The organism is Paucibacter sp. TC2R-5 (assembly GCF_025717605.1).
In the GTDB taxonomy this organism is placed as follows: domain Bacteria; phylum Pseudomonadota; class Gammaproteobacteria; order Burkholderiales; family Burkholderiaceae_C; genus Paucibacter_A; species Paucibacter_A albus.
Genome location: NZ_JAJIRQ010000007.1, coordinates 222,543 through 246,573 on the forward strand (window position 1 = coordinate 222,543; position 24,031 = coordinate 246,573).

Here is a 24,031-nt window from a genome sequence, read left to right on the forward strand (position 1 = left end):
CAGTATCACACGCGCATTTTGGGTTGAGCGCAAGGTTGGTGCTTGCAGCCCGGGCGAGTCTGCGCGAGTATGGGGACATGAAGCCACACACATCGCTCAACCTTGCAACCCAGCTCTGCTGCGCACTGCCGCTGCACAGCCAATTTGGCGGGCGCTGCCGCGCTGGCCTACTGTTGACGCTTGCCATCATGGGCACTGCATGTGCCCTGCCTCCCGAACCCGCTGCCTCAAGATCAAACAGCGTCACGCTGCTGCGGCAAATTCAAACCGAGATCGGCGAAGCCAGCTGTGACGGGCCACAGCAATGCCACAGCAGCGCCGTGGGTGCCAAACCCTGCGGCGGGCCAGACAGCTATCTAGCCTGGTCGAGCAAAAGCACCGACGCCACAAAGCTGCAGTCACTGCTTGAGCAACACCGCGCAACGCGCCTGGCCGAGAACCTGCACAGCAGCACTTCATCCAACTGCGCCATCGTCACCGACCCTGGTGCTCACTGCATCGCCAAACCCAAAGGCCCAGGACTGATGTGCGTCTTGCACGATCGCCAGAACGGCGGTCAATCGGCGATTTGAGGGCAGCCGCCCCGACCCGAGCGACTCGGTAAAACAGAAAAATCGGGGGTTTCAAAGTCCCAGTTCAGCGTTAGACGCCGGACTGGGCACACGAGCCTCTTGCTCTGGCGCGGGATCCTTGGGGTGCTGCTTTGCTGGCGTTCCGCCGCAAAGACCCAATCTTTGGCCACACCAATTGCCGTGCCTTCGCTGCTATTTTGGCGCAGCAAGGGCTGCTCGGAGCGGCTGTGCACCGAACGAAGGTCTGGGGGTTGGCGGCAATGCCCGCATCGCAGAACCTGCGTCTCCTAGGCTTCAAGCTGAATCCGAACCTCCTGGCCTAGCAGTTTCAGCGCAACAACACAGAAGCCCTCCCGGAAACTGAGCCAACTTGTATCCTTGTGCATAGAGCGGTGCTCTCGAAAGGTTGATGATTGGTCGCACAACCATCTTCTCCGAGCTTCACCGCTCTACCTGTTTACGCCCCGACATTCCGTGAAGAACCAGAAATCAGGACGCCGACCCTTTCACCGTCTGTTCTGCTGACCTGCGGGGCTCCAGGAATTTTTGAACTTGGAAGACCGCGGATCGGTTAGACCGATTCCAGCATCGCCAGCATCACCCCGATCAGACCCGCCACCAGCAAAACCACAATGGGAATCAGACTGAGCAAAAAACCCAGGCCTCGGCTGTCCGGTTCCCGGATATAGCTGCGCGCATAAAGGGTGCGGCCCAACAAATAGACCGCCCCGATGGCGGCCATCCCATTGGGCGACCAGAACTGAGCAGCCAGCCACAAGGCCGGCAGATAGGCCACCAGCAGTTCCAGCGTGTTCATCTGCACCCGGTAGTAACGCTCGAACTGTTCATGACCGGTGATGGCCGGCGCCTTGATGCCATAGGCCGAACGGGCTCGGCCAACCAGGGCCGTGAGGCTCATGTATTGCGCAACAGCCAGCAGGCTGACAAAAATAACGGCGTTCATAGGCGGATTGAAGCAAAGGGTTGCCCGCATTCTGGGGCCAGTTGGCCCATTTCAAAACAAATGCCGAATGAAAAAATCGGCGATCAAGCGGTCAAGCGCGGGCAAGGATGCCCGCTCGAAACCAGGCGGATCATTCAGCAGTTCACCCAACAAGCCGCTCAAGTCAGGCGGCAGCGGCGACAGCAAAGCGCCATGCCCGGCTTGGGGCAGATCGGCCAGCCATTCACAAGAAAGGGATGGGCCGCCCCGACCTTTCTTGATCCCCTCGGGGGACGGACGACGTAGGTCGTCGGCCTGGGGGCGCTCAAATTCACTGCCGCAAGCCTCGAGCACCGCGTCGCTATGCCATTGCGGATGCAACCAGCGGTCTTGCCGCGCTGTCACCAAGGCCAACGGAATGAGCGGCCGCGCAAAGCTGCTCATGTCAAAGTCAGCGGCCGCCGGCACCGCCGCGACCACGGCCGCAATGCGCGGGTCGCTATAGGCCTGCGGCTGGGCGTCGGCAAACTTGACAGCAATCACTTGGCGCGCCAGCCACTGCTTGAGGCCATCCAGCCAACCCCCATTCAGCTGGGTCGTCAAGCCAACGCAGGCCTGAAAATCCGCTTCCAGATGAGCCTCGCAATGGGCTCTGAAGCCCGCCGGCGACCAGCGCCCGCCGGCCAGACTCAGCACGGTATGGCCTCCGGCCGACATGCCGTAAGCGCCGACCTTGTCCAGCTTCAGCCAGGGCGCAAAGCGTGCATCAGCCGCCACCGCATCAATCGCCCGCGACATCTCGGCCGGCCTCAACTTCCAGGAATCCGGGCCGGGCCGACTCGGGTCTTTGTAGTTGTCGGCCCGGTGCTCGGGCATGGCGACGACAAAGCCGGCCTCGACCAGCGCCCGCGCCAGATCGGAATGCACGATGGGCGAACCACCCGAACCATGCGAGAGCAGCACCAGCCGCCCATTGCCCTGCAGAGGCGCCGCACCGGCCGCAACGCGCATGCTCATTCGGCCAAAGGCCAGCGTCTGCTCGAGCGCGAGCGTCGGATAAAAGAGCGTGACCGGCCCGACCAACTCCGCAGCCACAGGCCCGGCAGGGACTGCGATCTCGGTCATACCCATATTGGCCAAGGCCGGAAGCTGGATCAAGCCCAGCCCCAAGCTCACCCACAAGCATTTCAGTTTGACCACATCAAGCAGCTTCATCCCCACTCCCCACATTGCCATATCCAAGGCGCCCGCCTTCGGACTTATGGCCCGCAGCATGCGCAGAGTGGGCGCGCCCGTCTGGCCGAAAGCCGCGATTGCAGCTTTCGCACAGGCCGATTTCAGGAATCGGCCAGCGCTTGTTGGCGGTACTCGCTGGGCGTCAGGCCGGTGGCGACCTTGAAGGCGCGGTTGAAGGGGCCGATGGATTGAAAGCCCGCCTCCAAAGCGATGGTCAGCACCGGGGTCGAACGCCGCGCCGGCGCCGCCAAAGCCGCACGGGCCTCATCCAAGCGGTAGCTGTTGACGAAACTGCTGAAGTTGCGCTGACCCAAGCCTTGATTGATCAGACGGCGCAGCCGGTACTCGGGCAATTGCATGCGCTCGGCCAAGCGGGCAAGGGTCAGGTCTTCACTGCGATAGAAACGCTCCTCCAGCATCAGCCGCTGCAAACGCGCGAGCAAGTCCTGCTCGGCCTGATCGGGACCCTCCTTCACGGCGGGCGCCTTTTTGACATCGGCCAAGGGCGACGCGAGCGAAGCTTCGCCCGAATTCGCCTGCACCGCCTGCGCCGCCAGCAAGCCCGTCACCGGCAAGCGCAACAAGCCCCATGCGAGCACGAGCACGATCAGCAGCAATCCGGCCATGTCCAGGCTGGCCGACAGACCCGAAAGCCTGCCCTGCGGCGCCTGCAGACGCACCGCCACCATCGCCGCCATATACAGGCCACCGGCGATCACAACGAAGGCCCGCAGGCGCCGCCGCCGCTCGACCAAATCGCCCTGCCAATGGCGCAGCGCCGTCAGCCCAATCAAAACGCCGAACAAGAGCGGCAGGAGTCGCTGCAGCATCACGGCAGCGGCGGCCAGCGGCCAATGCTGGGTTTGGCCGGCCAACCAGGCGCAGTTTAGAAAGCTCAGGCCCGCCACCGCCAACCAAAGCAAGCCATGCCTGGGGCGCAAGACAAACTCGTCATCAAACAATGCGCGGCAAAACATCCAGAACAGCGGCGCATTGCCAACCGACACCGCAACCCAGGGCGCCTGCCCCAAGCCGGACACCCCGACTTCAAACAGCGGCGAAGAGCTGATGGCCTGCACGATCAGACCCAAGGCCAGCAAAGCGCCTAAAACCGCCGCTGCGCTGCGGCGGGCGGCCGATTCACGCAGCAGATTGGCGCCCAGCAAGCCCAAGCAAATCACCAAGCCGCCGCGCAAAGCTCCGTCAATCGTTGCAGTTACGAGCTCAGCGGACGGCGCGGGTTGGATGGGCATGGCGCGATGATAAAACGCCGCCCGGCGCTCGCCGCTCAGTCACCAAACACAATCTTCTTGCGCTCGCCGACCCAGCCCTCGAGCTGCGGCCCGTACACCTCTTCGACCCGGTTGCGCTTGATCTTGAAGGTCGGGGTGATGAAGCCGTTGTCGACCGTCCATGGTGTCTTAATGACGACCAGGCAGTCGAGCTGCTCATGCGGGTCGAGCCCGGCGTTGATCTCGTCCAGATGGGCGCTCAGCTGGGTGCTGAGTGCGTCACGCTCGGCTGCGGTGCCGCTATGCCCGGCTGCACCGGGCGACAGCATCACCACACCGACCGGTTGCCCCATGCTGGCACCCGTCACCACGCAGGCTTCGACAGAAGGATGCTGACCCAAGCGATCCTCAATCGGCGCCGGCGCCACATATTTGCCCTTGCTGGTTTTGAACAAGTCCTTGACCCGGCCGGTGATGCGCAACAAGCCCTGGGCATCGATTTGCCCCTTGTCGCCGGTGCGCAGCCAGCCGTCTGGAGTGATCACCTCGGCGGTCAGCTCCGGCTGCTTGTAATAACCCAACATCAAAGCGGGGCTGCGCATCAGCAGCTCGCCATTGGCCGGGTCGACGCGCGTCTCTATGCCCTCATAAGCCGGGCCGACGGTGCCGATTTGATCGGCACCCGGCAGGGTGATGTGCGAGACGGCCAGGTTCTCGGTCATGCCGTAGCCTTCGCAGATGTTCAAGCCGAGCTTGCGGTACCACTGCAGCAAGGCGACCGGCATGGGCGCGGCGCCGCCGGCGGCGATCCGGCATTGGTCCAGACCCAGCGCCTTCATGATCTTGCGGCGCACCAAGCCGCCGATGATGGGCAAGGAGAGCAGGAAATCGAGCTTCTTCTGCGGCATTTTGGCCTGCACACCCTGCTGGAACTTCACCCACAGGCGCGGCACCGAGAAGAAGATGGTCGGGCGGGCGCGCTGCAGGTCGGCGGCAAAGGTGTCCAGGCTGTCGGCAAAGTAGACGGCAAAGCCGGTGCGCAACCAACCATGCTCCACCAAGACGCGCTCCACCACATGGGCGAGCGGCAGGTAAGAGAGCATGCGGTCATCGGCGCTCATCGGAATGCGCTTGAGCGCGGCACTGAGCGCCCAGGCGAAGGATCCAAAGGAATGCATCACGCCCTTTGGCGCGCCGGTGGTGCCCGAGGTGTAGATCAGCGTGGCCAAGTCGTCGGCCTGGCGCATGGGCTCGCCCGCCAGCGGCTCATTGCGCGCGCAGATCGCGTCCCAGCTTTCGTAAGACTTCTTCGCATCGTCGGGCGAGAGCGGATAGCTGATGCAAGGGAGCCCGTCGGGGACGCCGGGCTTCATGCCGGCCCAGCCATCGAGTTTGCCGATAAAACAGGCCTTGGCCTCGCTGTGCGTCAAGATCTGCCGAATGGTCTCGGGCGCCAAGGTAGGGTAGAGCGGCACCGAGACATAACCGGCCATCCAGATGGCCAGATCGCTCATCAACCACCAGGCGCAGTTTTTGGACAGGATCGCCACCTTGGCGCCGGGCCCCCAACCCTGTGCCTCGCCCTGCGCCTTCAGGTGCGTGGCCATGCGCCGCACTTGGTCGCCAACTTGGCTCCAGGTCAGCTCCTGCACCGCCCCACCACCCATAGGCTGAGTCAAGGCAACACGGGGGCCCAGGCTGCGCTCCCAATGGTAGAAACGCTGCAGGGCCAGGCTGTCGGCGGGAATGGTCGGCATGATTTTCTGTCTCCGTTGAATTTATGACATTCAGGGTTTGAGACTAGCCAAGGTCACGCAAGCAGCCTAGCGGGTTTATGCGGGGATGTGGCGCTTCAGAGTCACGGCTCTAGTTCCAGTTCCATGGCTCGCAAGACTCACTCGGCTTCGGCCGCTTGCAGCGCTTTCAGGGCTTCGGCCACCTGTTGATGGGCTACGCCGGCGGCCAGATGCACAGGCGCGCCCGTCAGCGCGGCCGCGCCTTCGCGCTTCAGCCGCGCCACCCATTGACCGGCATCGCGCCCGCCGGCGAAGCCCGCGCTTTGCAGCAAGGGGCTGCCGTCGGCCGCATTGAGCTTGAAATAGAACTGCCCATCGCTTTCGCGGAACTGCTTGAACACGGGCAATGCCACTTTGAGGCTCTTGACCGGCGCGGCCACCACGGCCGGCGCCGAGAAATTACGCAAACCAACCGCTTGGCGCAGCTCGGCCAACAGAGGTGCTGCAATCGCGCGCGCTTTGGCCGCGCCCTCTTGCAGCGTCGCCTCGATCAACTCGGGTTGCGCCATCAAGGCCTCATAGCGGCTGCGCAGCGGTGCGATCTCGGCATCAATCAGTTCGAACAATTGCTGCTTGGCCTCGCCCCAGGCCAGGCCGGCGCGCAGCTCGGCGCGGAACTGCTCGCGCTGCGCTGGCGTCGCGAAGGCATCGTAAATCGTCACCAGGGTCTGACCTTCCGGATCTTTGGCTTCGCCGGGCAGCTTGGAGTCGGTGACGATGTGGGCGATGGCATCTTTCAGGCCCTTGGCGCCGCCTTCGAACAGCGGAATGCTGTTGTCATAGCTCTTGCTCATCTTGCGGCCGTCCAGCCCCGGCAGCAGGGCCACGTCCTCTTCGACATTGGCTTCGGGCAAGACAAAGAACTCCTTACCTTGGCCAAACAGATGATTGAAGCGCTGCGCCACGTCACGCGCCATCTCGATGTGCTGAACCTGATCGCGGCCAACCGGCACGCGGTGCGCGTTGAACATCAAAATATCGGCCGCCATCAGGATGGGATAGCTGTACAAGCCCATGGTGATGCCGGCATCCGGGTCCTCGCCGGCGGCCACATTGGCGTCCACCGCGCCTTTGTAAGCATGGGCGCGATTCATCTGACCCTTGGACGTGACGCAGGTCAGCAGCCAGGTCAACTCGGGGATCTCGGGGATGTCGCTCTGGCGATAGAAGGTCACGCGCGAAGTGTCCAGTCCGGCGGCCAGCCAGACGGCGGCAATTTCCAGGCGCGAGCGGTTGATGCGCTCGGGGTCATCGCATTTGATCAGCGCGTGATAGTCGGCCATGAAGAAAAAACTCTCCACACCGGCCTCCTGGCTGGCGGCGATCGCGGGGCGCACTGCGCCGACATAGTTGCCCAAATGCAGGGTGCCGGTGGTGGTGATGCCGGTCAGTACGCGTTGAAGGGCGGGAGAATTTGTGCTTTGAGTCATGGTCGGATCAACTGGCAAATCAATGAGCAGCCCGGCCTGCGGGTGACGCAGCGCGAGGGCGAAACAGGTCAGACATTGTCACAGCATGACGTTGCGCCGCTCACCCACGCAATTATTGGCGTGCCAAGCCTGCCATGAACGGCTAGCATCAAGCCTCATCAGCAATTGAGCGAAGGCCGGACAAACCGCTAGCCGCCATGACCTTGCTACTCCTGATCAGCGCCGGCCTCAACGTGATGTTCGGCATCGGCCTGCTGCTGCTTTGGCAGCAAGATCGGCGCTTCGCCTATGTGCGCTGGTGGGGCTTCAGCTGGATGCTTTTAGGCTGCGGCCTTAGCTTGGGCCCGGTCTTGCATGGCGTCATTGCAGCCGGCCCGGCCCAGGATATTCAGTCCCTGCTCGCCTCGATGGCTTTGATGGCCTCGCAACTGCTCCAGGTCGCGGGCGCCTTCGACTACCGGGGCCGAACGCTGCGCTGGGGTCGGGCGCTGCCGGTGTTCGCAACGACCATGCTGGTTTTGGCCGTCCTGGGCTCGCGTGACTTTCGCAGTGCACTGCTCTTCGGCGCCACCGTGATGGCCTTGGGTTGCCTGACCAGTGCTTTTTTGCTGTGGCGGCGCGGTCGACGCTCCGAGCGCTGGGTGAGCCTGGGCTTTTTGGCATTGGCGCTGGTTCATTTCAGCGCGCCTTGGCTAGAGCCGCAAGCCAGGTCCATGATCACCTATGTCAGCGGCCTGCTGGTGCAAACCACGCTCTCCCTCGGCCTGATCTTGCTCTCCGTCGCCCGTGCGCACGCCGAAACCCGGCGCCAAACCGAGCGCTTCAGCAAGCTCGCCGAGCATTCGCTGCAAGGCCTGGTGGTGCTGCAGAACCACCAGGTGGTCTACGCCAACCCGGCCGCGAGAGATATTTTTGGCTTTGCCCCCGGCAGCAGCGAGCAGCCCGAAGACTTGGTCAACGCCTTGGTGCCGCAGGAACTGCGTAACGCCGCACGGGAGCGGCATCAGCGTGCCCTGAGCAACCCCGAAGCGCGCATCGAGTGGGAGGCGACCCGCCTCGATATGCAAGGCCGCCCTTTGCTCATCCGTGGGCTTTCAAGCCATTTGGAGTGGGACGGTGCACCCGCCGAATTGATGGTCATGGTGGACGACAGCTCACGCCAACGCGCTGTGGATGCCTTGCGCCGCCAGGCCTTGCACGATGAATTGACCGATCTGCCGAATCGAAATTTCGCGCTCGAACGCCTGCGCGAAATGACCTATCTGGGCGCACCGCCGTTCGCGCTGATCTCGGCCGATCTGGACCGTTTTCAGCTGGTCAATGAGAGCCTGGGTCACGCGGTGGGCGATGCCTTGCTGAAAGCAGTCGCGCGGCGCCTGTGCAACCGTCTGCCGCCGCAGGCACAGCTGACCCGGCTCGGCGAGGATCAGTTTCTGGTCTTGCTTGAAGGCGAGGCCGACAGCGCCAGCGTGCAGGTGCTGGCCGATCAAATGCTCGCCTTGCTGGACACACCCTTTGCCGTCGAAGGGGCCGAGCTGTTTGTGCATATGTCGCTGGGCGCGGCGCTGTTCCCGCAAGACGGCGGCGATGGTGCCAGCTTGTTGCGCGCGGCCGACTCGGCCATGCACCGGGCCAAAGGCAGTGCCGGCGCGTCCTTTATGTTCTTTGACATCGCGATGAACGGCGCCTCGCGTGCCCGACTTGATGCCGAGCAGTCCTTGGGCAAAGCGATCACCGAGCGCGAGTTCTTGCTCGAGTACCAACCCAAGTTCCGCGCCGGCAGCCGCCAGCTCTGCGGCTTCGAAGCGCTGGTGCGCTGGGAGCGGCCGGGCAAGGGCCGGGTCAGCCCGGCCGATTTTGTGCCGGCGGCCGAGCGCACCGGTCAGATCAAGGCGCTGGGCGAGCTGATCCTGGACATCGCCACCGCCCAGCTGCGCGCATGGCTGGACGCCGAGGGTCAGGTCTTGCCGGTGGCAGTCAATGTGTCACCGCTTCAGTTCGGCGACGCCGGCTTCGCCAGCCGGCTGCTCGCATTGCTCGACGAGCGCCACCTGCCGCATGACGCGCTGGAGGTGGAAATCACCGAGACCGCCGCAATCGGCCATGTGGACCGCGTGCTGCCGCAGCTGCACCGGCTGCGCGAGGCCGGCGTGCTGTGCTCGCTGGACGACTTCGGCACCGGTCAATCGTCGCTGACGATGCTGCGCAATTTGCCGATCAGCACAATGAAGCTGGACCGCAGCATGATTGACCCGCTGCCCGAGGCCCAAGCCAGCGCCGTGGTCAGGGCGACCTGCGTGCTCGGCCACTCCTTACAGCTGGAGATCGTCGCCGAGGGCGTCGAGACCGAGGTGCAGGCGCAGGCCGCCGAGGCGCTGGGTTGCACGCAGTTGCAGGGTTATCACCTCGGCCGACCCTTGTCTGCAGCAGCTGCAGGAGTCTTGCTGGCCGCCGCCCTCGGTGTTCAGCTGCGCACCGACTCGATGCCCACCCAGCCGCCCTCGGTATAGCGCTCTCCGGCCACCGCACCGGCCGCGAACAAGGCATCCAAGGCGTCCACTTGCACGGCGTTCAAGTCGATTTGTCCGGCCGACCAGTTGCTGCCCAGATGGGTCTGCCGACGCGTACCCGGAATCACCAACACATGCGGATGCTTGTTCAATATCCAGGCCAAGGCCAATTGCGAGGGCGGCATTCCCCAAGCAGCGGCCAGCTCAGCAAGACGCGCCACCAAAGCCCGGTTGTGCGCACCGGCTGCGCCGTTAAAGCGCGGCAGCATGCGGCGAAAATCATCCGGGGCCAGGTCTTGCGTAGCCGGCATCGTCGCGCTCAGCAGCGCCCGACCGAGCGGGCTGTAGGCCACAAAAGCCACGCCCAGCGCGGCGCATGTCGGCAGCATCTCTTGCTCGGCTGCTCGCTCCCAGAGCGAATACTCGCTCTGCAAGGCCGCCACCGGATGCACCGCATGGGCACGCCGCAAAGTCTGGGCACTGACCTCGGACAGGCCGATCGCCGCAATCTTGCCCTCGGCCTTCAACGCCACCAAGCTGTCCATCACCGCCTCGATAGGCCTGACCGGGTCGCGCCGGTGGACGTAGTAAAGGCCAAGCTGTTCCACCCCGAGCCGCTTGAGCGAGTCCTCGCAGGCGGCGCGGATATAGGCGGGCGAGTTATCGATATGGCGCTCGTAAGTGCCGGGCGGGCGGTTAATGCCGAACTTGGTCGCAATCAGCAACTCGGCACGCTGCGCGGGCTTGAGCTCGGCCACAAAACGCCCCAGCAATTGCTCGTTATGACCAGCGCCATAGGTGTCAGCGGTGTCGAGATGGCGCACCCCGAGCTCAAAGGCAGCATGCAAGGTAGCCAGCGACTCGCCGTCATCATGCGCGCCGTAAAACTCGCTCATGCCCATCAGGCCCAGGCCTATGGCGGGAACATCCTGGCCAGCAAGACGGCGGATGGACTGCGTCATGGCAACACTCTCGCCGTCCCGGAGACCCGGATGGAACTGCCAACCGCCGCGGGTATCTCGGCGCGCAACAAGGAGCGCAAGCCCATGTCTTCGCCTTGCACGAGGTCGATCACGCCGCCATGCGGCCAGCCCAAGTCGCGCAAATAGCCAGCCAGCGCAGCGGTAGCCGCGCCGGTGGCCGGGTCCTCCAGCACACCGCCGCAGGCGAAGGCATTGCGGGTGTGAAAGAGCTGCGGCGTTTCAATATAGGCCAGCAAGATAGTGGTCAAGCCGGCAGCAAGCATCAGCTTTCGGCCCTCGGCCAAGTCATAGTTCATGGCGGCCAGCGTTGCGCGCGACTTCAAGGCCAGGACCAGGTGGTCGGCGCCCGCATGGGCCAGCCCCGGCGGCAAACGGGGGTCGAGATCGTCCATCTGCAGGCCGAAGAGCGCCAGCGCCGCCGTCAGCAAGGCCGGCTCGGCAGGCGCACTGCGCGTTGGTGGTGACTGCAGCGCGGCAGCAAACAGCGCGCCGGCGCGCCGCCCTTCCACGCTGATCTTGGCATTGTTCAGGATCAGTTCGAACTTGCCTTCACCTTGCTGCTGCGCCAGCGCAGCACCCAAAGCGATGGTGGCATGGCCGCAAAACGGCACTTCGTTTTCGGGCGAGAAGTAGCGCACACGCCAGGCCTCGCCCTGAGGCTGAGCAAACACCGTCTCAGAAAATCCCAGGTCGGCAGCAATGCGCTGCATCTCGGCGTCAGCAGGCAGCTGCGGCGCGATGAGAACGCCAGCCGGGTTGCCGCCGGCTTGACCGTCGGAGAAGGCAGAAATCTTTAGAAGAACATTTGGGTGCATATCAAGAGCCGCTTGGGATGGAATAGCTGCGTATCTTGCGCGCTCGCGAGCGGGCCCGCCAGCCTCGCCGGCATGCACGGCCCGTGCAGCCGCACTGAACAATGCAATGCCCCCGACAATATCGCCATCATGGCCGAGCCCGACTTCCAGCATCTTCGTATCTTCCTCGCCGTTGCCGAGGCTCGCAGCTTTCGCGCCGCTGCGCTGAATCTGGGGCTTAGCCCCTCGGCTGTCAGCCAAGCGATGCGGCGACTGGAGCAAGAGATCGGCGTCACGCTTTTGGCACGCAGCACCCGCAGTGTGGCGCTGACTGCGGCCGGCCAACAATTGCTGACGCAGGCCGAACCAGCACTGCGGAGCCTGAGGCAGTCCTATGCAGATCTGAGCCAGCTGGGCGGCGAGATCAAGGGCTGCTTGCGCTTGTCGGTGCCGCGCAGCGCGGCGCGGCTGGTGCTGGCGCCACTCGTGGCGCGCTTTTTAGCCGCGCATCCTGCGGTGGAGGTGGAACTGCACACACAGGACGTGATGGTCGACATCGTCGCCCTGGGCTTCGACGCTGGTGTGCGCTTTGCCGAGCGCCTGCCGCTGGACATGGTGGCGATTCCGCTGGGTGGTGCGCAGCGCTTCATCGTCGTCGGCGCGCCGGCCTTGCTGGCGCGTACGCTGGTGCCGGCTCATCCCCGCGACCTGCTGCAAGCGCCTTGCGTGCGCCAACGCTTCGCCAGTGGTGCGATGTTTCGCTGGGAGTTCGAATGTGGGGCCGAACAGCTAACTTTAGATGTCAGCGGCCCCTTGCTGGTGGACGACCAAAGCGTGGCCTTGGCGGCGGCGCTGGAGGGAGCAGGTTTTGCCTATGTCTACGAGTGCGCGGCACGCGAGCATCTGCTGGCCGGCCGCTTGATTCAGGTCTTGGTCGACTGGTGCCCAGCGGGTACCGGCTTTTCGCTCTACTACCCCGGCCGCAGCCAAGCCGGCCCAGCGCTGCGGGCCTTTATTGCAATGCTAAAGGCGCAAGCGACGGTCTGATTCCAATGGCATTCAAGGGCTCCAGTGTGACCATCACCGACATTCGATGCCCAAACCCTCGGCGCCCAAGTCCGCAACCTCCACTTGCGATGCCTACGAATGATGGCGTCATGCAATCAATCGGCAATGCCGTGACCGGCGTCACGGATCGCCGGCCACCCCCCTCGATTCGCGGGGATGTGGGCTAGCCAGTGGGTCGGAATAATTCATTCCATCGAATCGCAATCCAGCGACTCACCAAGAGACTCCAGGACCCACCCATGAAAAAGCTTCTCATCGCCGCACTGATCGCCGCACCTGCACTGGCCTTCGCGGATACGAACCTGATCAAAAACGGCAGCTTCGAAGCCAACGTACTGGCTACGGGCTCCTGGAATATCTATCAGAACCTGGACAACTGGACCGGTGCCCCCTACAGTGGTTCGCCGCGAAGCGGAATTGAACTGCGTAACCAAGTGGCAGGAAACACAATCTTCGGTTCACAGTACGTTGAACTCGATACCGATAAGAACAGCTGGATGACCCAGACGTTCGACACCACGGCCAACAAGACCTATGAGCTGAGTTTCTGGGTCGCTCAGCGTGATGGCCAAAAGGGTCTGGCCAGCAATGGTTTGAGCTGGAGCGTCAACGGCTTGAACTTCACTGAAGTGGCCAAGGACGAGAACAAGGAATGGCAGAAGGTCACCGGCAGCTTCGTCGCAACCGCAGGCACCACCACACTGACGTTCAAGGCCATCGGTAATAGTGACAGCTATGGCACATCCCTCGACCTGGTGTCAGTCACCGCCGCCGTGCCGGAACCAGAAACCTATGCCCTGATGCTAGCCGGTCTGGGTGCGATTGGCTTTGTGGCCCGTCGCCGCAGCAAGCAGCAGTAAGCAAAAGGCTTCGGCCTTCACAAGAGAACCGGCTGATGTGGCCGGTTTTTTCGCTTGTAGAGTGTGGCTGGCGGTTCTTGCATGTCGTCTTCGTGGTGCCAATTCCGTGCGACTGCTTCGGGCACTGAGAGGTCTTTACACAAGGTTTTACCCTCGCGTCGACCATCAAGTTTTCAGCGCTCCTTCAGCACTCTCAGCGATTCGCCATCGCCTCGCCCAGTTGCACCGCGCTACCGGGCTGCCCCAGGTCCTCGCCGACCCATGCAGGGTTAAAGCTCCACGGCCCCTTGGGGAACAGCATCACAACGGTGGAGCCCAGCAAGAAGCGCCCCATCTCCTCGCCCTTCTTGAGCTGGATCTGCTGATCCTGGTAATTCCACTCGACCACCTTGCCCGGCCGCGAAGGGTTGACCACGCCGTGCCAACTGGTGGCCATGCTGCCAACGATGGTGGCCCCCACCAAGACCAGCACCCAGGGCCCGTGGATGCCCTCGAACACGCAGACCACACGCTCGTTGCGCGCGAACAGCCCCGGCACACCGCGCGCCGTCACCGGGTTGACCGAGAACAAATCACCCGGCACATAGATCATGCGCAAGAGCCGGCCGGCCGCCGGCATATGGATGCGGTGATAGTCGCGCGGGCTCAGATAGATGTTGGCGAAGATGCCATCGTCGAACTGCGCGGCCAAGGCCGCATCACCACCGACCAGGGCCGTGCTCGTGAATTCATGGCCCTTGGCCTGAAAAATCTGCTGGCCTTTGATGGCACCGACTTGGCTGATACGTCCGTCCACCGGGCACAGCAGCGTCGCATCGGCCAGCGGCCTAACACCCGGCTTGAGCGCGCGGGTGAAGAACTCGTTGAAGCTGGGGTAGGCGGCGATATCCGGCTCGGCCGCTTCGGCCATATTGACTTGGTAGCGCGCCACAAAGCGGCGAATGATGCCGGTCGTGATCGCCCCCATGCGCGCCGAGGCGACAAGGCCGGCAAAACGAGTCATCGCCTGTTTGGGCATCAGGTATTGCAGCAGCACGGCGGAGCGATCGGACACGGATTTATCCCCTTGAAACCAAGGCTGCGGATTGTAACGAGGGGGCAGCGCCGCCTTGATTCTGCTGTTGTCGCGCAGTCCGGCAGTCGCCTAAGCGAGCGAGCAAGCTTGGCTGGCCAATGTTCGCCATCGCACAGACCGAGAACCAAAGTCAATAGATGCTTGCGCCACGCTCATCCGCCGCTGACCTCAAGACTGGACCAAGGCTATTTATGAACAGCAAGCACCATGGATTTATCCCTTTTCTCTTCACCACCGCCTTCACCGTCTCAACGATGCTGGTGGGCGGCTGCAGCAAGCCGGCCGAAGTAGCGCCAACAGCGCCGCCTACGCCAGCTGCTGTTGCACAAGCAGCTTCAGCGGCGCCGGGCAATGTGGCGGATGCCGATGTGAGCGAGCATGTCGCGACAGTGCTGAATCAGAGCGACTCGCTCAAGACTTTTGACATCAAGGTTGTCACCCTCAAAGGCGATGTGCGTCTGATCGGGATACTCGACACCCAAGCCCAGATTGACACGGCACTCAAGCTCGCGCGCGAAGCGGAAGGTACCCACACCATTCACAACGAGCTCACGCTCAAGCAATAGCGTGCCCGCTAGGCCGGCTGCAGGCTGCGCGAGCGCAACTCCCGCAGCAGCGGCAGCAAGTCATCCGCCGGGCGCGCCGCCAGCTTGCGGTACTCGCGCCCGCCGTCGCTGCGCGCCAGCAACTTCATATTGACCAACTCGCGCCGCAAGGTGCAATGGTCGCCAAAGCCATGCTGCGCTTTCAGCACCTCATTGACTTCCGCCTCGGTGTAAACACGCCGGCTGTCAAAGTGCAACCACAAGCCCCAGATGGCATAACGCTGAACCTGATGGCGGCTGGGCCAACGCATCAAGCGGCCCTGTGCGTCGAATTGGCGCAGGGCTCGGTCAGCCAATTCGCTCAATTCCGGATGACGCGGCCCGCGCGCCGGCGGGGCGTTATGCATCGTGAGCTTGCTGGGCAGCGCGCTTGCTGCCGCTGTTGACACAACACCGGCCCGCAAGGCCTGCAGATTGCGATGCCCGGCCGCGCGGGCCAGCATATTCAACAAGCTCAAATGACTGGGTGGCTCACGCGGATCCTCGCTTTGCGAGAGATGCTCGGCGAGTTGCTGGCGCAAGGACTTGGCGAAGGCCGAGATATCGTCGGCGTGCAGGGCAATAGATTCACGAGGCATGATTGAGAGATCTCCACATCACGCGTGTTGCTCATAGCCGCCACAGGAGGCGGTGCTGGTGCTTGCCGGCTTCCAGCTGGGCACACGCGAAACGGGGCTCAGCCTGGTGAAAACGAAATTCTCTTGCCTGGCAGGTTTAGCTCATGGTCAAACGCTTCAACGGTCTGCCATGCGGCAAGGCCTGGGTGTTCTGCCGACCCTCGCAGCAGTATAGATGATGGGTGCAGCGGGTACGATCGACACTTCGGCCAAACAAGCCCGCCCCCGCATTCACACATTTCAGCCAGCCACGAGCGGCCACCGCCATGGAAATCTATCTCGACGCCAATGCCACCACGCCGGTGCTGCCGCAGGCCAAGGCCGCGGCCATCCAGGCGATGGTGGAGGACTACGGCAACCCCAGCAGCGTGCACAGCACCGGCCTGAAGGCCAAGGCGCTGATCGACGGCGTTAGGGCGCGCGCCCAGCGCCTGCTCGACACCGGCGACGGTGCTTCGCTGCTCTTCACCAGCGGCGCCACCGAGGGGATTCAAACCGCCGTCTTGTCGGCGCTGAACTCCTTGCGCGGCAATTTGAAGATTGACTTGCTGCTCTATGGCGCGACCGAGCACAAGGCAGTGCCTGAGGCGCTCAAGCATTGGAATGAGGTGCTGGGGCTGAGGCTGCAGATCCTGGCGATCCCGGTTGACACCCAAGGCCGGCATGACCTCGCCTTTTTGCGTCAACACAGCGCCCGCGCGGGCCTGGTATGCACCATGGCCGCCAATAACGAGACCGGCGTCATCAGCGATCTGGACGGCATCGAGGCGGCGCTGGCCGGCAGCCCGGCGCTGTGGCTGGTGGACGGCGTGCAGGCGCTGGGCAAGCTGCCGCTGCGCTTGCAGGCCCGCCGCATCGACTACGCCCCGTTTTCTGGTCACAAGCTCTATGCGCCCAAAGGCATAGGCCTGCTTTATGTGCGAGCAGGTGCACCGTTCACGCCGCTGATGGCGGGCGGCGGGCAAGAGGGCTCGCTGCGTTCAGGCACCGAGAATATGTCAGGCATCGCTGCCTTGGGCGCCGTGTTGGCGGCGCTGGACGATGGCCAGACGCTGCGAGACGCGGCCACCATGCAGGGCTTTCGAGCGCGCTTGGGCGAAGCCCTGGTCGAAGCCTTCCCCGGACTGGTCTTCAATGCACCGCTGGACCTGAGCTTGCCGACGACCTTGAACTTTGCCGTGCCGGGTTTGAGCTCGCGCTTGTTGCAAGACCTGTTCGACGCCGCCGATGTGCGCGTCAGCGGTGGCTCTGCCTGCAGCGCTGCCAAGGCAGCACCGAGCTTTGTCTTGCAGGCCATGGGTTTGCCGGACTGGCAGGCGGCCGGCGCGGTGCGGCTGTCGATAGGCCCGGCCGTGGACGAGGCCTTTATCGATGAAGCCTGCGCGCGTATCCGCGCCTGCGGCGAGTCGCTGCGCCGGCATTGTTTGAGTCCCGCCAACAATTTCCCGACCATCGGCGACGGCATCACCCGCTTCATGCAAGACGGCGCTTGCTGCTATCTGCTGGCCGACTCGGTCAGCAAATCCTGTGTCTTGATCGACGCCCGCCCTGAGCAAGTCTGCCGGCTGGCACAGGCGCTGACTTGCCAAGCTTACCCGTTGCTGGCGGTCTTGAGCACGACCGGCGAAGCCGAGCATGCCCAAGCTCGCGAGTTGCTGGCCGAGACTGTTCCCGAGCTGATGCCCAACAAGCCCGCTGACGCCCTGGGATGGCCTTTAGGCCAGGCGGCGATTACTCTCGGCGCGCAAGAGCTAACAAGAAAAATAGACGGTCAGGGTCAGGTTTTGCTGCTCGGAAAGGTGGCTTGCGCCACGCCAGTATTGGCGTTCATCGGCCTGAACGACGCTGAAAGCCTGAGCGCTTGGGTAGGCTCCGAGACCTTGCTGGCGCCGGCCCGCGACGAGGCGCAGCAACTGGCTCTTTTCCTGAAAAATGAACGGCAAGCAGAAGAAGAGGAAGCTGCGGTCCAGCAGGTGCAAGGCGCGCAGCTGAAGGCGTTCATGAGCTACCACCCCGACGCGCTGCTGATCGATGTGCGCGAGCCCTACGAGCAGTTCCTCAGCCACACGCCCGAACTGCCGACTGCGCAGATGGAGGCGCTGCCCCTGTCGCGGATGCTCAACGCGATGCAAGCCTGGTTGTCCGAGCAGCCGCAGCGCCCTTTGCTATTCTTCTGCCGCACCGGTAACCGCAGCCGCCAAGCCGCATTGGCATTGACACGCCTCGGCCACGCCCAAGCCTGGACGCTGGCCGGTGGCTTGGCACTCTTGCCTTCGGCGGCCCGCCCCATGCATCAACCCGACCCCGCTCTGTATGTCTGACCTCGACCCCACCCAAGCTCATATTCACTCGTCTTTCTACCGCTTTGTCGCTTTGGCCGAACCGGAAAGCGTGGCCGCGCGGCTGCGCGAACTGAGCCAACCGACGACCGGCATCGGCGGAAATATCCTGGTGGCGCCCGAAGGCATCAGCGCGGCGATCGCCGGCCCAGCCGGCGCACTCGCCGCCTTCGAGCAAGCCTTGCAGGACGACCCCTTGTTCGGCGGCGCCTTTGTCGGCATGGTGTTCAAGCACAGCGCTTGCACGACCAAGCCCTTCACGCTGATCAAGGTGCACACCAAGCCGGAGATCGTTGCCTTTGGCGTGCCCGGCGTTTCGGGCCTGCCAGACCCAGCCAAGCCCAACACCCATGTCTCACCGCAAGCATGGCGCGAGTTGATCAAGCAGCCCGACGTGCTGGTGCTGGACAACCGCAATAGCTTCGAGTTCAAGCTCGGGCATTTCGAGGGCGCGGTAGACCCCAAGGTGGCACATTTCCGCGACTTCCCCGCCTATGTGGCCGAGCATGCCGATGAGTGGAAGGCCAAGGGCCAACGCATCGCGATGTATTGCACGGGCGGCATACGCTGCGAGAAAACCAGCGCCTGGATGCAGGACCAGGGCCTGGATGTCTACCAACTCGACGGCGGCATCGTCAGCTATTTCGAGGCCTTGCCCGATGCTGCGGCCGACTGGAAGGGCGAGTGCTTTGTGTTCGACAAGCGCATCGCCATCGACACGCATCTGCAAGAGACGCCCACCACGGCCGAAGACGTTTATGCCGGCGAGCCGGACGAGGCCTGGCGTTTGGCCAGGGCACGCCGACTCGATCCGAGCGGCAGTTAAGTTACCAAATTTTGCAGCGCTTTGAATCCGGCTTGACCATCGCCTGACCGGGCTTACAGGCAAAGGCCTTTTCGAACTCCGGCATATTCACGGCCACACCGTTGATGCGGTAGCGGCCCGGTGAATGCGGGTTGGTCAAGGCCTGCACGCGCAGCGCCTCGGGGCGAGCGTTATTGCAGTCCCATTGCGCAAAGCCGACGAAGAAGCGCTGCTCCGGCGTCAAGCCGTCGATGGGCTGCAGGTTCTGCCCGGCCACATGTTGCTTCCACGCGGTCAGCGCCAGCACCAGGCCGCCAAGGTCGGCCAGGTCTTCACCCAGGGTCAGCTGGCTGTTGATCTTGATGTTGTCGACGATGGTGTAACCGGCATATTGCTGCGACACACAGGCGGCACGCTGCTCAAAGGCTTTGCCGTCTTTCTTCGTCCACCAGTCTTTCAAATTGCCTTTGGCGTCGAACTTGCGGCCTTCGTCATCAAAGCCATGCACCAGCTCGTGGCCAATGGTGCCGCCGGTGTTGCCGTAGTTGGGTGCGGCATCCATCTTGGGGTCGTAGAGCGGCGGCTGAAGCACGGCGGCGGGGAAGTTGATGTCGTTCATCTGCGCGTCGTAATAGGCGTTGACGGTTTGCGGCGTCATGCCCCATTCACCCCGGTCCAGAGGCTGGCCAATCTTGGCCAGTTGCCGCTTGAATTCGAAGCTATGGCCCCGCTGCACATTGGCAATAAAGTTGCCCCGCTCAAGCGCCATGGCGCTGTAATCGCGCCAGCGTTCCGGGTAGCCGACCTTGTTGACGATGCTGCCAAGCTTGGCCAGCGCCTGCGTCTTGGTGGCCTCGCTCATCCAAGGCAGGGACTTGATGGAATCGGCCATCGCGACTTCGATCTCGGCCGTCATCTGTTGCGCTTGCTGCTTCAGCTCGGGGCTGAAGCTGCGCTGCACAAACTCCTCGCCGAGCGCCTCGCCGAGTTGCGCGTCGACCAGTTCGACACAGCGCTTCCAGCGCGGCTTGATCTGCGGCGTGCCCTGCAAGGTCTGGCCGAAGAAATCAAAATTGGCCTGCACCATCTCGGGCGCCAGATAGGCGGCGTGGCTGCTCAGTGCGGCCCAGCGCAGATAGGTCTTCAGCTCGGCCAGGCTGAGCGCTTGCAAGCGTTTGTCCATGGCCTTGAAGAAGCCCGGCTCGGTGACGTTATAGCTGGCCAGCGACTCCGGCAGACCCAGGCCGGCACGGTAAGCCGACCAGTCGAAATGCGGCGTTAGCGCTTGCAGCGCCTTGGCGTCAACCTTGTTGTAAGTCTTGTAGGGGTCGCGGCGCTGCACCTGCGTCAGCGTGGCTTGGGCCAGCGCGGTCTCGGTCGCCACAACGCTGCGAGCGGCCTTGGCTGCGGCTTGGGGCGTGTCGCCGGCCAGCTCGAAGATGCGCGCCACATGGGCCTCGAACTTCTTCAGCATGGCGCGCGATTTGGCGTCCTTGTTGACGTAGAAATCGCGGTCCGGCAGGCTCAGGCCCGCAGCCATTGCGAAGGCGATCACCTGGGTCGCGTCACCGAAGTCTTGGCCCGAGCCGAAACGGAACAAAAAGCGCTCGTTATTGGTGGCCAGATGCAAAGCGGCCAGCAGCGCGGGCAACTGGCGCTTGTCGCTCAAGGCATCGATTTGCGCCAACAGCGGCTGCAGCGCTGCCAGGCCTTGGCTGCGGGCCGCGTCTTCGTTCATGCAGGCGGCGAAGTAGTCACCCATCTGCGCCTGCTTGGCGTTCAAAGCGGAGCGGTCCGGCGCGGTAGCCAGCTTGTCCAGAATGCCCCAGAGAAAGCGCTGATTCTCGTTCGCCATCTTGGCGTAAACCGACCAGCGCGACTGATCGGCGGGAATCGGGTTGTTCTTGATCCAGCCGCCGCAAGCGAATTGGTAAAAGTCCTCGCAAGGGTCGACGGAGGTGTCCATCGACGGCCGGTCCAGACTCGGCGTGTAGGGCAGCGCGCTGAGGGGCTGCTCGGTCGACTGCCCAGCCAATTGATCAACAGGGGCGACTTGTGCCAGCGCGGCGGCAGCGCTGAGCAGCATCACAGCCGGGGCCAGGGCCAGGCCTTGGCCAAGATTCAAAAGGGTCGCTGAGGGCTTGCGCATGGGATGTCTCTCTCTCGTGAAGAGTCGGCATTCTCGCCCATGGGCAGCTCGGCAAATCAAATCAAGCTGCCCCCATTTAAAAGGGCTTCAGCTGGGCAGTTTCTGCATCGCCAGCTTGAGTGCTTCGAAGCAGCGCGGGTCGATTGCACTGCCGACCGTCTTGGCCATCATCGCCAGCGTCTGGTCGATGGGTACTGCGCCGCGATAAGGGCGTTCGGCGGTGATGGCATCGAAGATGTCGGCGGTCGTGATGATGCGGGTTTCCATCGCGATATCGTCTGCCTTCAAGCCGCGCGGATAACCGCCGCCGTCCAGCCGCTCGTGATGCGCGCCGGCGACCTTGGCCAACTCAGTGAAGGCGCCGATGCGACCCAGGATCTGCTCGGTCAACAGCGCATGCTGCTGCACCGCCTGCCACTCAAGGGCATCCAGCTTGCCCGCCTTGTCGAGCACCGCATTGCTCACGCCAAGCTTGCCCACATCGTGCAGCAAGGCGCCGCGCTTGAGCCAACGCCGCCGCGCCGCGTCCAGCCCCATGGACTCGGCAATCAGGTCGGTGTAGAGCGCCACGCGGGAGCTATGGCCGCTGGTATAGGGGCTTTTGGAGTCGACCACCTGGCCAAAAGCAGCGGCGATCGCGTCGAGGTAGTCTTCATCCAGCGGGACCTCAAAACTGCCCGGCTCCAGCGCCATCACATCTCGCTCGATGCTGGGCGAATTCAGCGTCGCCCAAAACTGCGGCCGCAGCGCCAGCGACTCCAGCGCCGCCACATGAGTGGGATCAAACCATTGCCCGGAACGGCCACGCACCTCGGCCAGCGCAGCTTGCATGCCTTCAGCGGTATGAAACACATCGACCACCTGAGCCAGCAGCGCAATGCGCGCAAACACCGGGATGGCCTCGCCGCTCAAGCCAGCCGGCTTGCCCTGCCCGTTCCAATGCTCATCGAGGCTGTAGATGCCTTCCGCCACGGTCTCTGAAAAACGCAAAAGACGGGCAATTTCGGCGCCGCGCTGGCAGCGCGTCTGGATCAACTCCTGGGCGATCTCGCTGCCGTCGCGAAAGATATGCAAGACGCTGCGAAAGCGCTCGGCCAAGCCGGCTTTCAAGCCGGTGTGCTGCAAGACAAAGCGCACCACCTGGGGCAGGCTGTCACCTACGCGCTTGAAGTCGCGCTTGAACTGCAGGTCATCGGTCAGGTAGAGCTCGCAGATGCGCGCCGCATTGCTGCTGCAGCCCAGATCCTTCAGCAGCAAGCAGTAATAGAGCTCCCACAGCTGCGCGTCCGGCAGGCCAAGTTCGCGCCCGATGTGCATGCCAATCCAGCAGCAGCGCACGCAATGGCCTTCGGGCTGGCCTTCGGTGATGTCCAGCGCATGGCTGAGTGCGCCCATCAGCTCAGACAATTTCAAGCCAGCGCTCAGAGGTTTGGGATCTAGTTTCATGAAACGTCCAGGCGGGCAGAGCCAGAGGGAAAATACCCCGCTCCGCACGAGTATCTCCGCTACAAGGGCAAACCCGCAGTCAGCCTTGTCGGCCTAGGCCCTAAAGCAACCATCGGCCACAACTAATTCACGAAACCAGCGCCGCCTCACCAGGCATGGCGATCAGGGCTAACTCAAGCCAGCTCAGGCGCTGACAGCCAGCTCCGGCTCGGGCAAGCTGACCTGGTTGTCGGTGCTGAACTGATAGTCCTTGAAGACATGTTCGGCGCTGAGCAACTGGTAGCTGCCGTCGGGGTTGCGGTGGGTGGTGTCTTTCAGGCGCCAGGTCAGCTGGCCGCAGGTCCAGATGTCGAAGTTGCGCATATGCGTACACAAACAGGTCTTGTCTGCGACCGAGACGCGGCGCTCGCCCGGATGCGCGGCCACCTCGCGGTTGTAAGACGTGATGTAGGCGCATTTGCCATTGGCGTCGAGCAGATAACCATAGGCCTCGCAGTTAGGCCGAATGCCGTCGCCAATGCCGGGGCTGGCCTTGATCATGCGCATGGGGTAGCCGGTCGGCGAGATCTCGTTGACCTCGATGTCGGCCTCGCTGGCCTTGAAGTACTCCTGCTTGATGTCGTCCGGCAGGCCGCATTCGCGCGTGACGGTGAAGCGCGTCGCCACCTGCACGCCCGAGGCGCCCAGCTCCAGAAAGCGCACCGCATCGCTGCCGGTGAAAATGCCGCCGGCGGCGATCAGCGGGATGTCCAGCTTTTCGGTCAGCAGATATTGGTGAATCTCGGTGACGATTTTTTCCAGGTCGTACTCGGCCCAGTCCATGCCGAAGCCCAGGTGGCCGCCGGCCAGCGGGCCTTCGATCACCACGTAGTCGGGCAGGCGGTTAAGGCGGCTGTTCTTCTTCAGGAACAACTGCAGCGCACGCAGCGAGGACACGATGATGCCCAGCTTGGCTTCGCGAAAACGCGGGTGCTCGGCGATCAATGCGAAGGAGCCGAGGTGCAAACCCGCTGCCAGCGTGATGCCGTCGATACCGGCATCCAGCGCAGCATTCATGCGCACGCTGAGCGTTTCCTTGGGGCCGTTCATCGTCAACTTTTCCATGCAGTTGATGAAGATCAGGCCATTGCCCTGCTTGCGCGCCATGGTCGTTTCAACGTGCAGTTTTGTCGCCTCGGCCAGGTGCTCAAGATTGAACTTGACCTCGCTCTTGTCCTCGGAGGCCACGTTGTACTGGAACTGCGCTTGCTTGGCCTTGGTGTATTTGGTCTTGTAGCGGCGATCGGTCAGGGTGTTGACCATCGCGTCCGAGATATGGCCGACGCCGCCTAAGCGCGCAGCTTCCAGCGCCAGATCGGAGGAGGAAATATCAACTCCCATGCCGCCGATCACGATAGGCACCAACTCATGCCGCCCTAGGCGCAGTCGGAAATCATCCAGACGTTTCATTTTTCTATCTACTTTCGAAGTTTGGACTCGGCCACCAATGCCGAGGCTAGCAGCCCTGCCGCCAGATCAATTGCCGCGTGCGAGTGTGCCAAAAAATGACGCCCATTGTCTTGTCTTGTGAC

The 24,031-nt window shown here is 63.1% G+C and carries 19 protein-coding genes; 7 read left to right on the plus strand and 12 right to left on the minus strand.

Annotated elements, in window-relative coordinates; genetic code table 11:
• Positions 1-188 precede the first annotated feature (188 nt).
• Positions 189-572, plus strand: a complete 384-nt coding sequence (locus LNV08_RS17295; RefSeq protein WP_263534979.1) for a hypothetical protein — start codon at positions 189-191, stop codon at positions 570-572.
• Between the two features lie 571 nt (positions 573-1,143).
• Here LNV08_RS17295 and LNV08_RS17300 read toward each other — a convergent pair.
• The 5 genes from LNV08_RS17300 to LNV08_RS17320 all read right to left on the minus strand — a co-directional run bounded on the left by LNV08_RS17300 (position 1,144) and on the right by LNV08_RS17320 (position 7,209).
• Positions 1,144-1,536: an MAPEG family protein gene (locus LNV08_RS17300; RefSeq protein ID WP_263534980.1), complete on the minus strand. Its 393-nt coding sequence runs from the start codon at positions 1,534-1,536 to the stop codon at positions 1,144-1,146.
• A gap of 51 nt (positions 1,537-1,587) precedes the next feature.
• A complete protein-coding gene (locus LNV08_RS17305) occupies positions 1,588-2,730 on the minus strand; it encodes a dienelactone hydrolase (RefSeq protein ID WP_318014136.1) in 1,143 nt (380 codons plus the stop codon).
• A gap of 122 nt (positions 2,731-2,852) precedes the next feature.
• Positions 2,853-4,004 (minus strand): helix-turn-helix domain-containing protein, encoded by a 1,152-nt coding sequence (locus tag LNV08_RS17310; protein WP_263534981.1) that lies wholly within the window; start codon positions 4,002-4,004, stop codon positions 2,853-2,855.
• 35 nt (positions 4,005-4,039) lie between these two features.
• A complete protein-coding gene (locus LNV08_RS17315; protein WP_263534982.1) occupies positions 4,040-5,740 on the minus strand; it encodes an AMP-binding protein in 1,701 nt (566 codons plus the stop codon).
• Positions 5,741-5,877: 137 nt separating this feature from the next.
• On the minus strand, positions 5,878-7,209 hold the full coding sequence (locus LNV08_RS17320; protein WP_263534983.1) for a tryptophan--tRNA ligase: 1,332 nt from the start codon (positions 7,207-7,209) through the stop codon (positions 5,878-5,880).
• A 197-nt stretch (positions 7,210-7,406) separates the two neighbouring features.
• Between LNV08_RS17320 and LNV08_RS17325 the strand changes: the two genes are divergently transcribed.
• Positions 7,407-9,719: a putative bifunctional diguanylate cyclase/phosphodiesterase gene (locus tag LNV08_RS17325; protein ID WP_263534984.1), complete on the plus strand. Its 2,313-nt coding sequence runs from the start codon at positions 7,407-7,409 to the stop codon at positions 9,717-9,719.
• Here the strand turns inward: LNV08_RS17325 and LNV08_RS17330 are convergent.
• Together LNV08_RS17330 and LNV08_RS17335 are read right to left on the minus strand one after the other, a co-directional pair.
• Positions 9,674-10,681 carry an aldo/keto reductase gene (locus LNV08_RS17330; protein ID WP_263534985.1) on the minus strand — a complete coding sequence of 336 codons (1,008 nt, stop codon included), beginning with the start codon at positions 10,679-10,681 and terminating at the stop codon, positions 9,674-9,676. The genes LNV08_RS17325 and LNV08_RS17330 overlap by 46 nt on opposite strands.
• A complete protein-coding gene (locus LNV08_RS17335; protein ID WP_263534986.1) occupies positions 10,678-11,517 on the minus strand; it encodes a PhzF family phenazine biosynthesis protein in 840 nt (279 codons plus the stop codon). The genes LNV08_RS17330 and LNV08_RS17335 overlap by 4 nt, the downstream gene beginning before the upstream one ends.
• A 129-nt stretch (positions 11,518-11,646) precedes the next feature.
• Here LNV08_RS17335 and LNV08_RS17340 point away from each other — a divergent pair, with 129 nt between their 5' ends.
• Positions 11,647-12,543: a LysR family transcriptional regulator gene (locus tag LNV08_RS17340; RefSeq protein ID WP_263534987.1), complete on the plus strand. Its 897-nt coding sequence runs from the start codon at positions 11,647-11,649 to the stop codon at positions 12,541-12,543.
• 260 nt (positions 12,544-12,803) lie between these two features.
• Positions 12,804-13,424 carry an FxDxF family PEP-CTERM protein gene (locus LNV08_RS17345; RefSeq protein ID WP_263534988.1) on the plus strand — a complete coding sequence of 207 codons (621 nt, stop codon included), beginning with the start codon at positions 12,804-12,806 and terminating at the stop codon, positions 13,422-13,424.
• Positions 13,425-13,617: 193 nt separating this feature from the next.
• On the opposite strand, the gene asd is transcribed toward LNV08_RS17345, so the two are convergent.
• A complete protein-coding gene (asd, locus tag LNV08_RS17350; protein WP_263534989.1) occupies positions 13,618-14,478 on the minus strand; it encodes an archaetidylserine decarboxylase in 861 nt (286 codons plus the stop codon).
• A gap of 212 nt (positions 14,479-14,690) precedes the next feature.
• On the opposite strand from asd, the gene LNV08_RS17355 reads away from it, so the two are divergent.
• Positions 14,691-15,065 (plus strand): BON domain-containing protein, encoded by a 375-nt coding sequence (locus tag LNV08_RS17355; protein ID WP_263534990.1) that lies wholly within the window; start codon positions 14,691-14,693, stop codon positions 15,063-15,065.
• 8 nt (positions 15,066-15,073) lie between these two features.
• Here the strand turns inward: LNV08_RS17355 and LNV08_RS17360 are convergent, their stop codons facing one another.
• Positions 15,074-15,682, minus strand: coding sequence for a DUF2087 domain-containing protein (locus LNV08_RS17360; protein WP_263534991.1), 609 nt, complete (start codon positions 15,680-15,682; stop codon positions 15,074-15,076).
• A gap of 305 nt (positions 15,683-15,987) precedes the next feature.
• Here LNV08_RS17360 and LNV08_RS17365 point away from each other — a divergent pair, with 305 nt between their 5' ends.
• Both LNV08_RS17365 and LNV08_RS17370 read left to right on the plus strand, forming a co-directional pair.
• The gene (locus tag LNV08_RS17365; RefSeq protein ID WP_263534992.1) at positions 15,988-18,042 is read left to right on the plus strand and encodes an aminotransferase class V-fold PLP-dependent enzyme; all 2,055 of its coding nucleotides are present in this window, start codon (positions 15,988-15,990) and stop codon (positions 18,040-18,042) included.
• Complete coding sequence (locus LNV08_RS17370) at positions 18,035-18,886, plus strand: rhodanese-related sulfurtransferase (protein ID WP_263534993.1); 852 nt, start codon at positions 18,035-18,037, stop codon at positions 18,884-18,886. Before LNV08_RS17365 ends, LNV08_RS17370 begins: the two co-directional genes overlap by 8 nt.
• Position 18,887: 1 nt before the next feature.
• Here LNV08_RS17370 and LNV08_RS17375 read toward each other — a convergent pair whose 3' ends face one another.
• The 3 genes from LNV08_RS17375 to LNV08_RS17385 form a co-directional block, all read right to left on the minus strand.
• Complete coding sequence (locus LNV08_RS17375; RefSeq protein WP_263534994.1) at positions 18,888-21,014, minus strand: M13 family metallopeptidase; 2,127 nt, start codon at positions 21,012-21,014, stop codon at positions 18,888-18,890.
• Between the two features lie 87 nt (positions 21,015-21,101).
• A complete protein-coding gene (locus tag LNV08_RS17380) occupies positions 21,102-22,460 on the minus strand; it encodes an HD-GYP domain-containing protein (RefSeq protein ID WP_263534995.1) in 1,359 nt (452 codons plus the stop codon).
• Between the two features lie 183 nt (positions 22,461-22,643).
• Positions 22,644-23,909 carry a nitronate monooxygenase gene (locus LNV08_RS17385; protein WP_263534996.1) on the minus strand — a complete coding sequence of 422 codons (1,266 nt, stop codon included), beginning with the start codon at positions 23,907-23,909 and terminating at the stop codon, positions 22,644-22,646.
• Positions 23,910-24,031 lie beyond the last annotated feature (122 nt).

Excerpts from the sequence above, each read along its gene's own strand:
- LNV08_RS17300 (WP_263534980.1), bottom strand. The coding sequence starts at position 1,536 with ATGAACGCCGTTATTTTTGTCAGCCTGCTGGCTGTTGCGCAATACATG.
- LNV08_RS17295 (WP_263534979.1), top strand. The coding sequence starts at position 189 with ATGGGCACTGCATGTGCCCTGCCTCCCGAACCCGCTGCCTCAAGATCA.
- LNV08_RS17375 (WP_263534994.1), bottom strand. The coding sequence starts at position 21,014 with ATGCGCAAGCCCTCAGCGACCCTTTTGAATCTTGGCCAAGGCCTGGCC.
- LNV08_RS17325 (WP_263534984.1), top strand. The coding sequence starts at position 7,407 with ATGACCTTGCTACTCCTGATCAGCGCCGGCCTCAACGTGATGTTCGGC.
- LNV08_RS17335 (WP_263534986.1), bottom strand. The coding sequence starts at position 11,517 with ATGCACCCAAATGTTCTTCTAAAGATTTCTGCCTTCTCCGACGGTCAA.
- LNV08_RS17385 (WP_263534996.1), bottom strand. The coding sequence starts at position 23,909 with ATGAAACGTCTGGATGATTTCCGACTGCGCCTAGGGCGGCATGAGTTG.
- LNV08_RS17360 (WP_263534991.1), bottom strand. The coding sequence starts at position 15,682 with ATGCCTCGTGAATCTATTGCCCTGCACGCCGACGATATCTCGGCCTTC.
- LNV08_RS17310 (WP_263534981.1), bottom strand. The coding sequence starts at position 4,004 with ATGCCCATCCAACCCGCGCCGTCCGCTGAGCTCGTAACTGCAACGATT.
- LNV08_RS17340 (WP_263534987.1), top strand. The coding sequence starts at position 11,647 with ATGGCCGAGCCCGACTTCCAGCATCTTCGTATCTTCCTCGCCGTTGCC.
- LNV08_RS17330 (WP_263534985.1), bottom strand. The coding sequence starts at position 10,681 with ATGACGCAGTCCATCCGCCGTCTTGCTGGCCAGGATGTTCCCGCCATA.
- LNV08_RS17355 (WP_263534990.1), top strand. The coding sequence starts at position 14,691 with ATGAACAGCAAGCACCATGGATTTATCCCTTTTCTCTTCACCACCGCC.
- LNV08_RS17380 (WP_263534995.1), bottom strand. The coding sequence starts at position 22,460 with ATGAAACTAGATCCCAAACCTCTGAGCGCTGGCTTGAAATTGTCTGAG.
- LNV08_RS17320 (WP_263534983.1), bottom strand. The coding sequence starts at position 7,209 with ATGACTCAAAGCACAAATTCTCCCGCCCTTCAACGCGTACTGACCGGC.
- LNV08_RS17315 (WP_263534982.1), bottom strand. The coding sequence starts at position 5,740 with ATGCCGACCATTCCCGCCGACAGCCTGGCCCTGCAGCGTTTCTACCAT.
- LNV08_RS17345 (WP_263534988.1), top strand. The coding sequence starts at position 12,804 with ATGAAAAAGCTTCTCATCGCCGCACTGATCGCCGCACCTGCACTGGCC.
- LNV08_RS17305 (WP_318014136.1), bottom strand. The coding sequence starts at position 2,730 with ATGAAGCTGCTTGATGTGGTCAAACTGAAATGCTTGTGGGTGAGCTTG.
- LNV08_RS17365 (WP_263534992.1), top strand. The coding sequence starts at position 15,988 with ATGGAAATCTATCTCGACGCCAATGCCACCACGCCGGTGCTGCCGCAG.
- LNV08_RS17370 (WP_263534993.1), top strand. The coding sequence starts at position 18,035 with ATGTCTGACCTCGACCCCACCCAAGCTCATATTCACTCGTCTTTCTAC.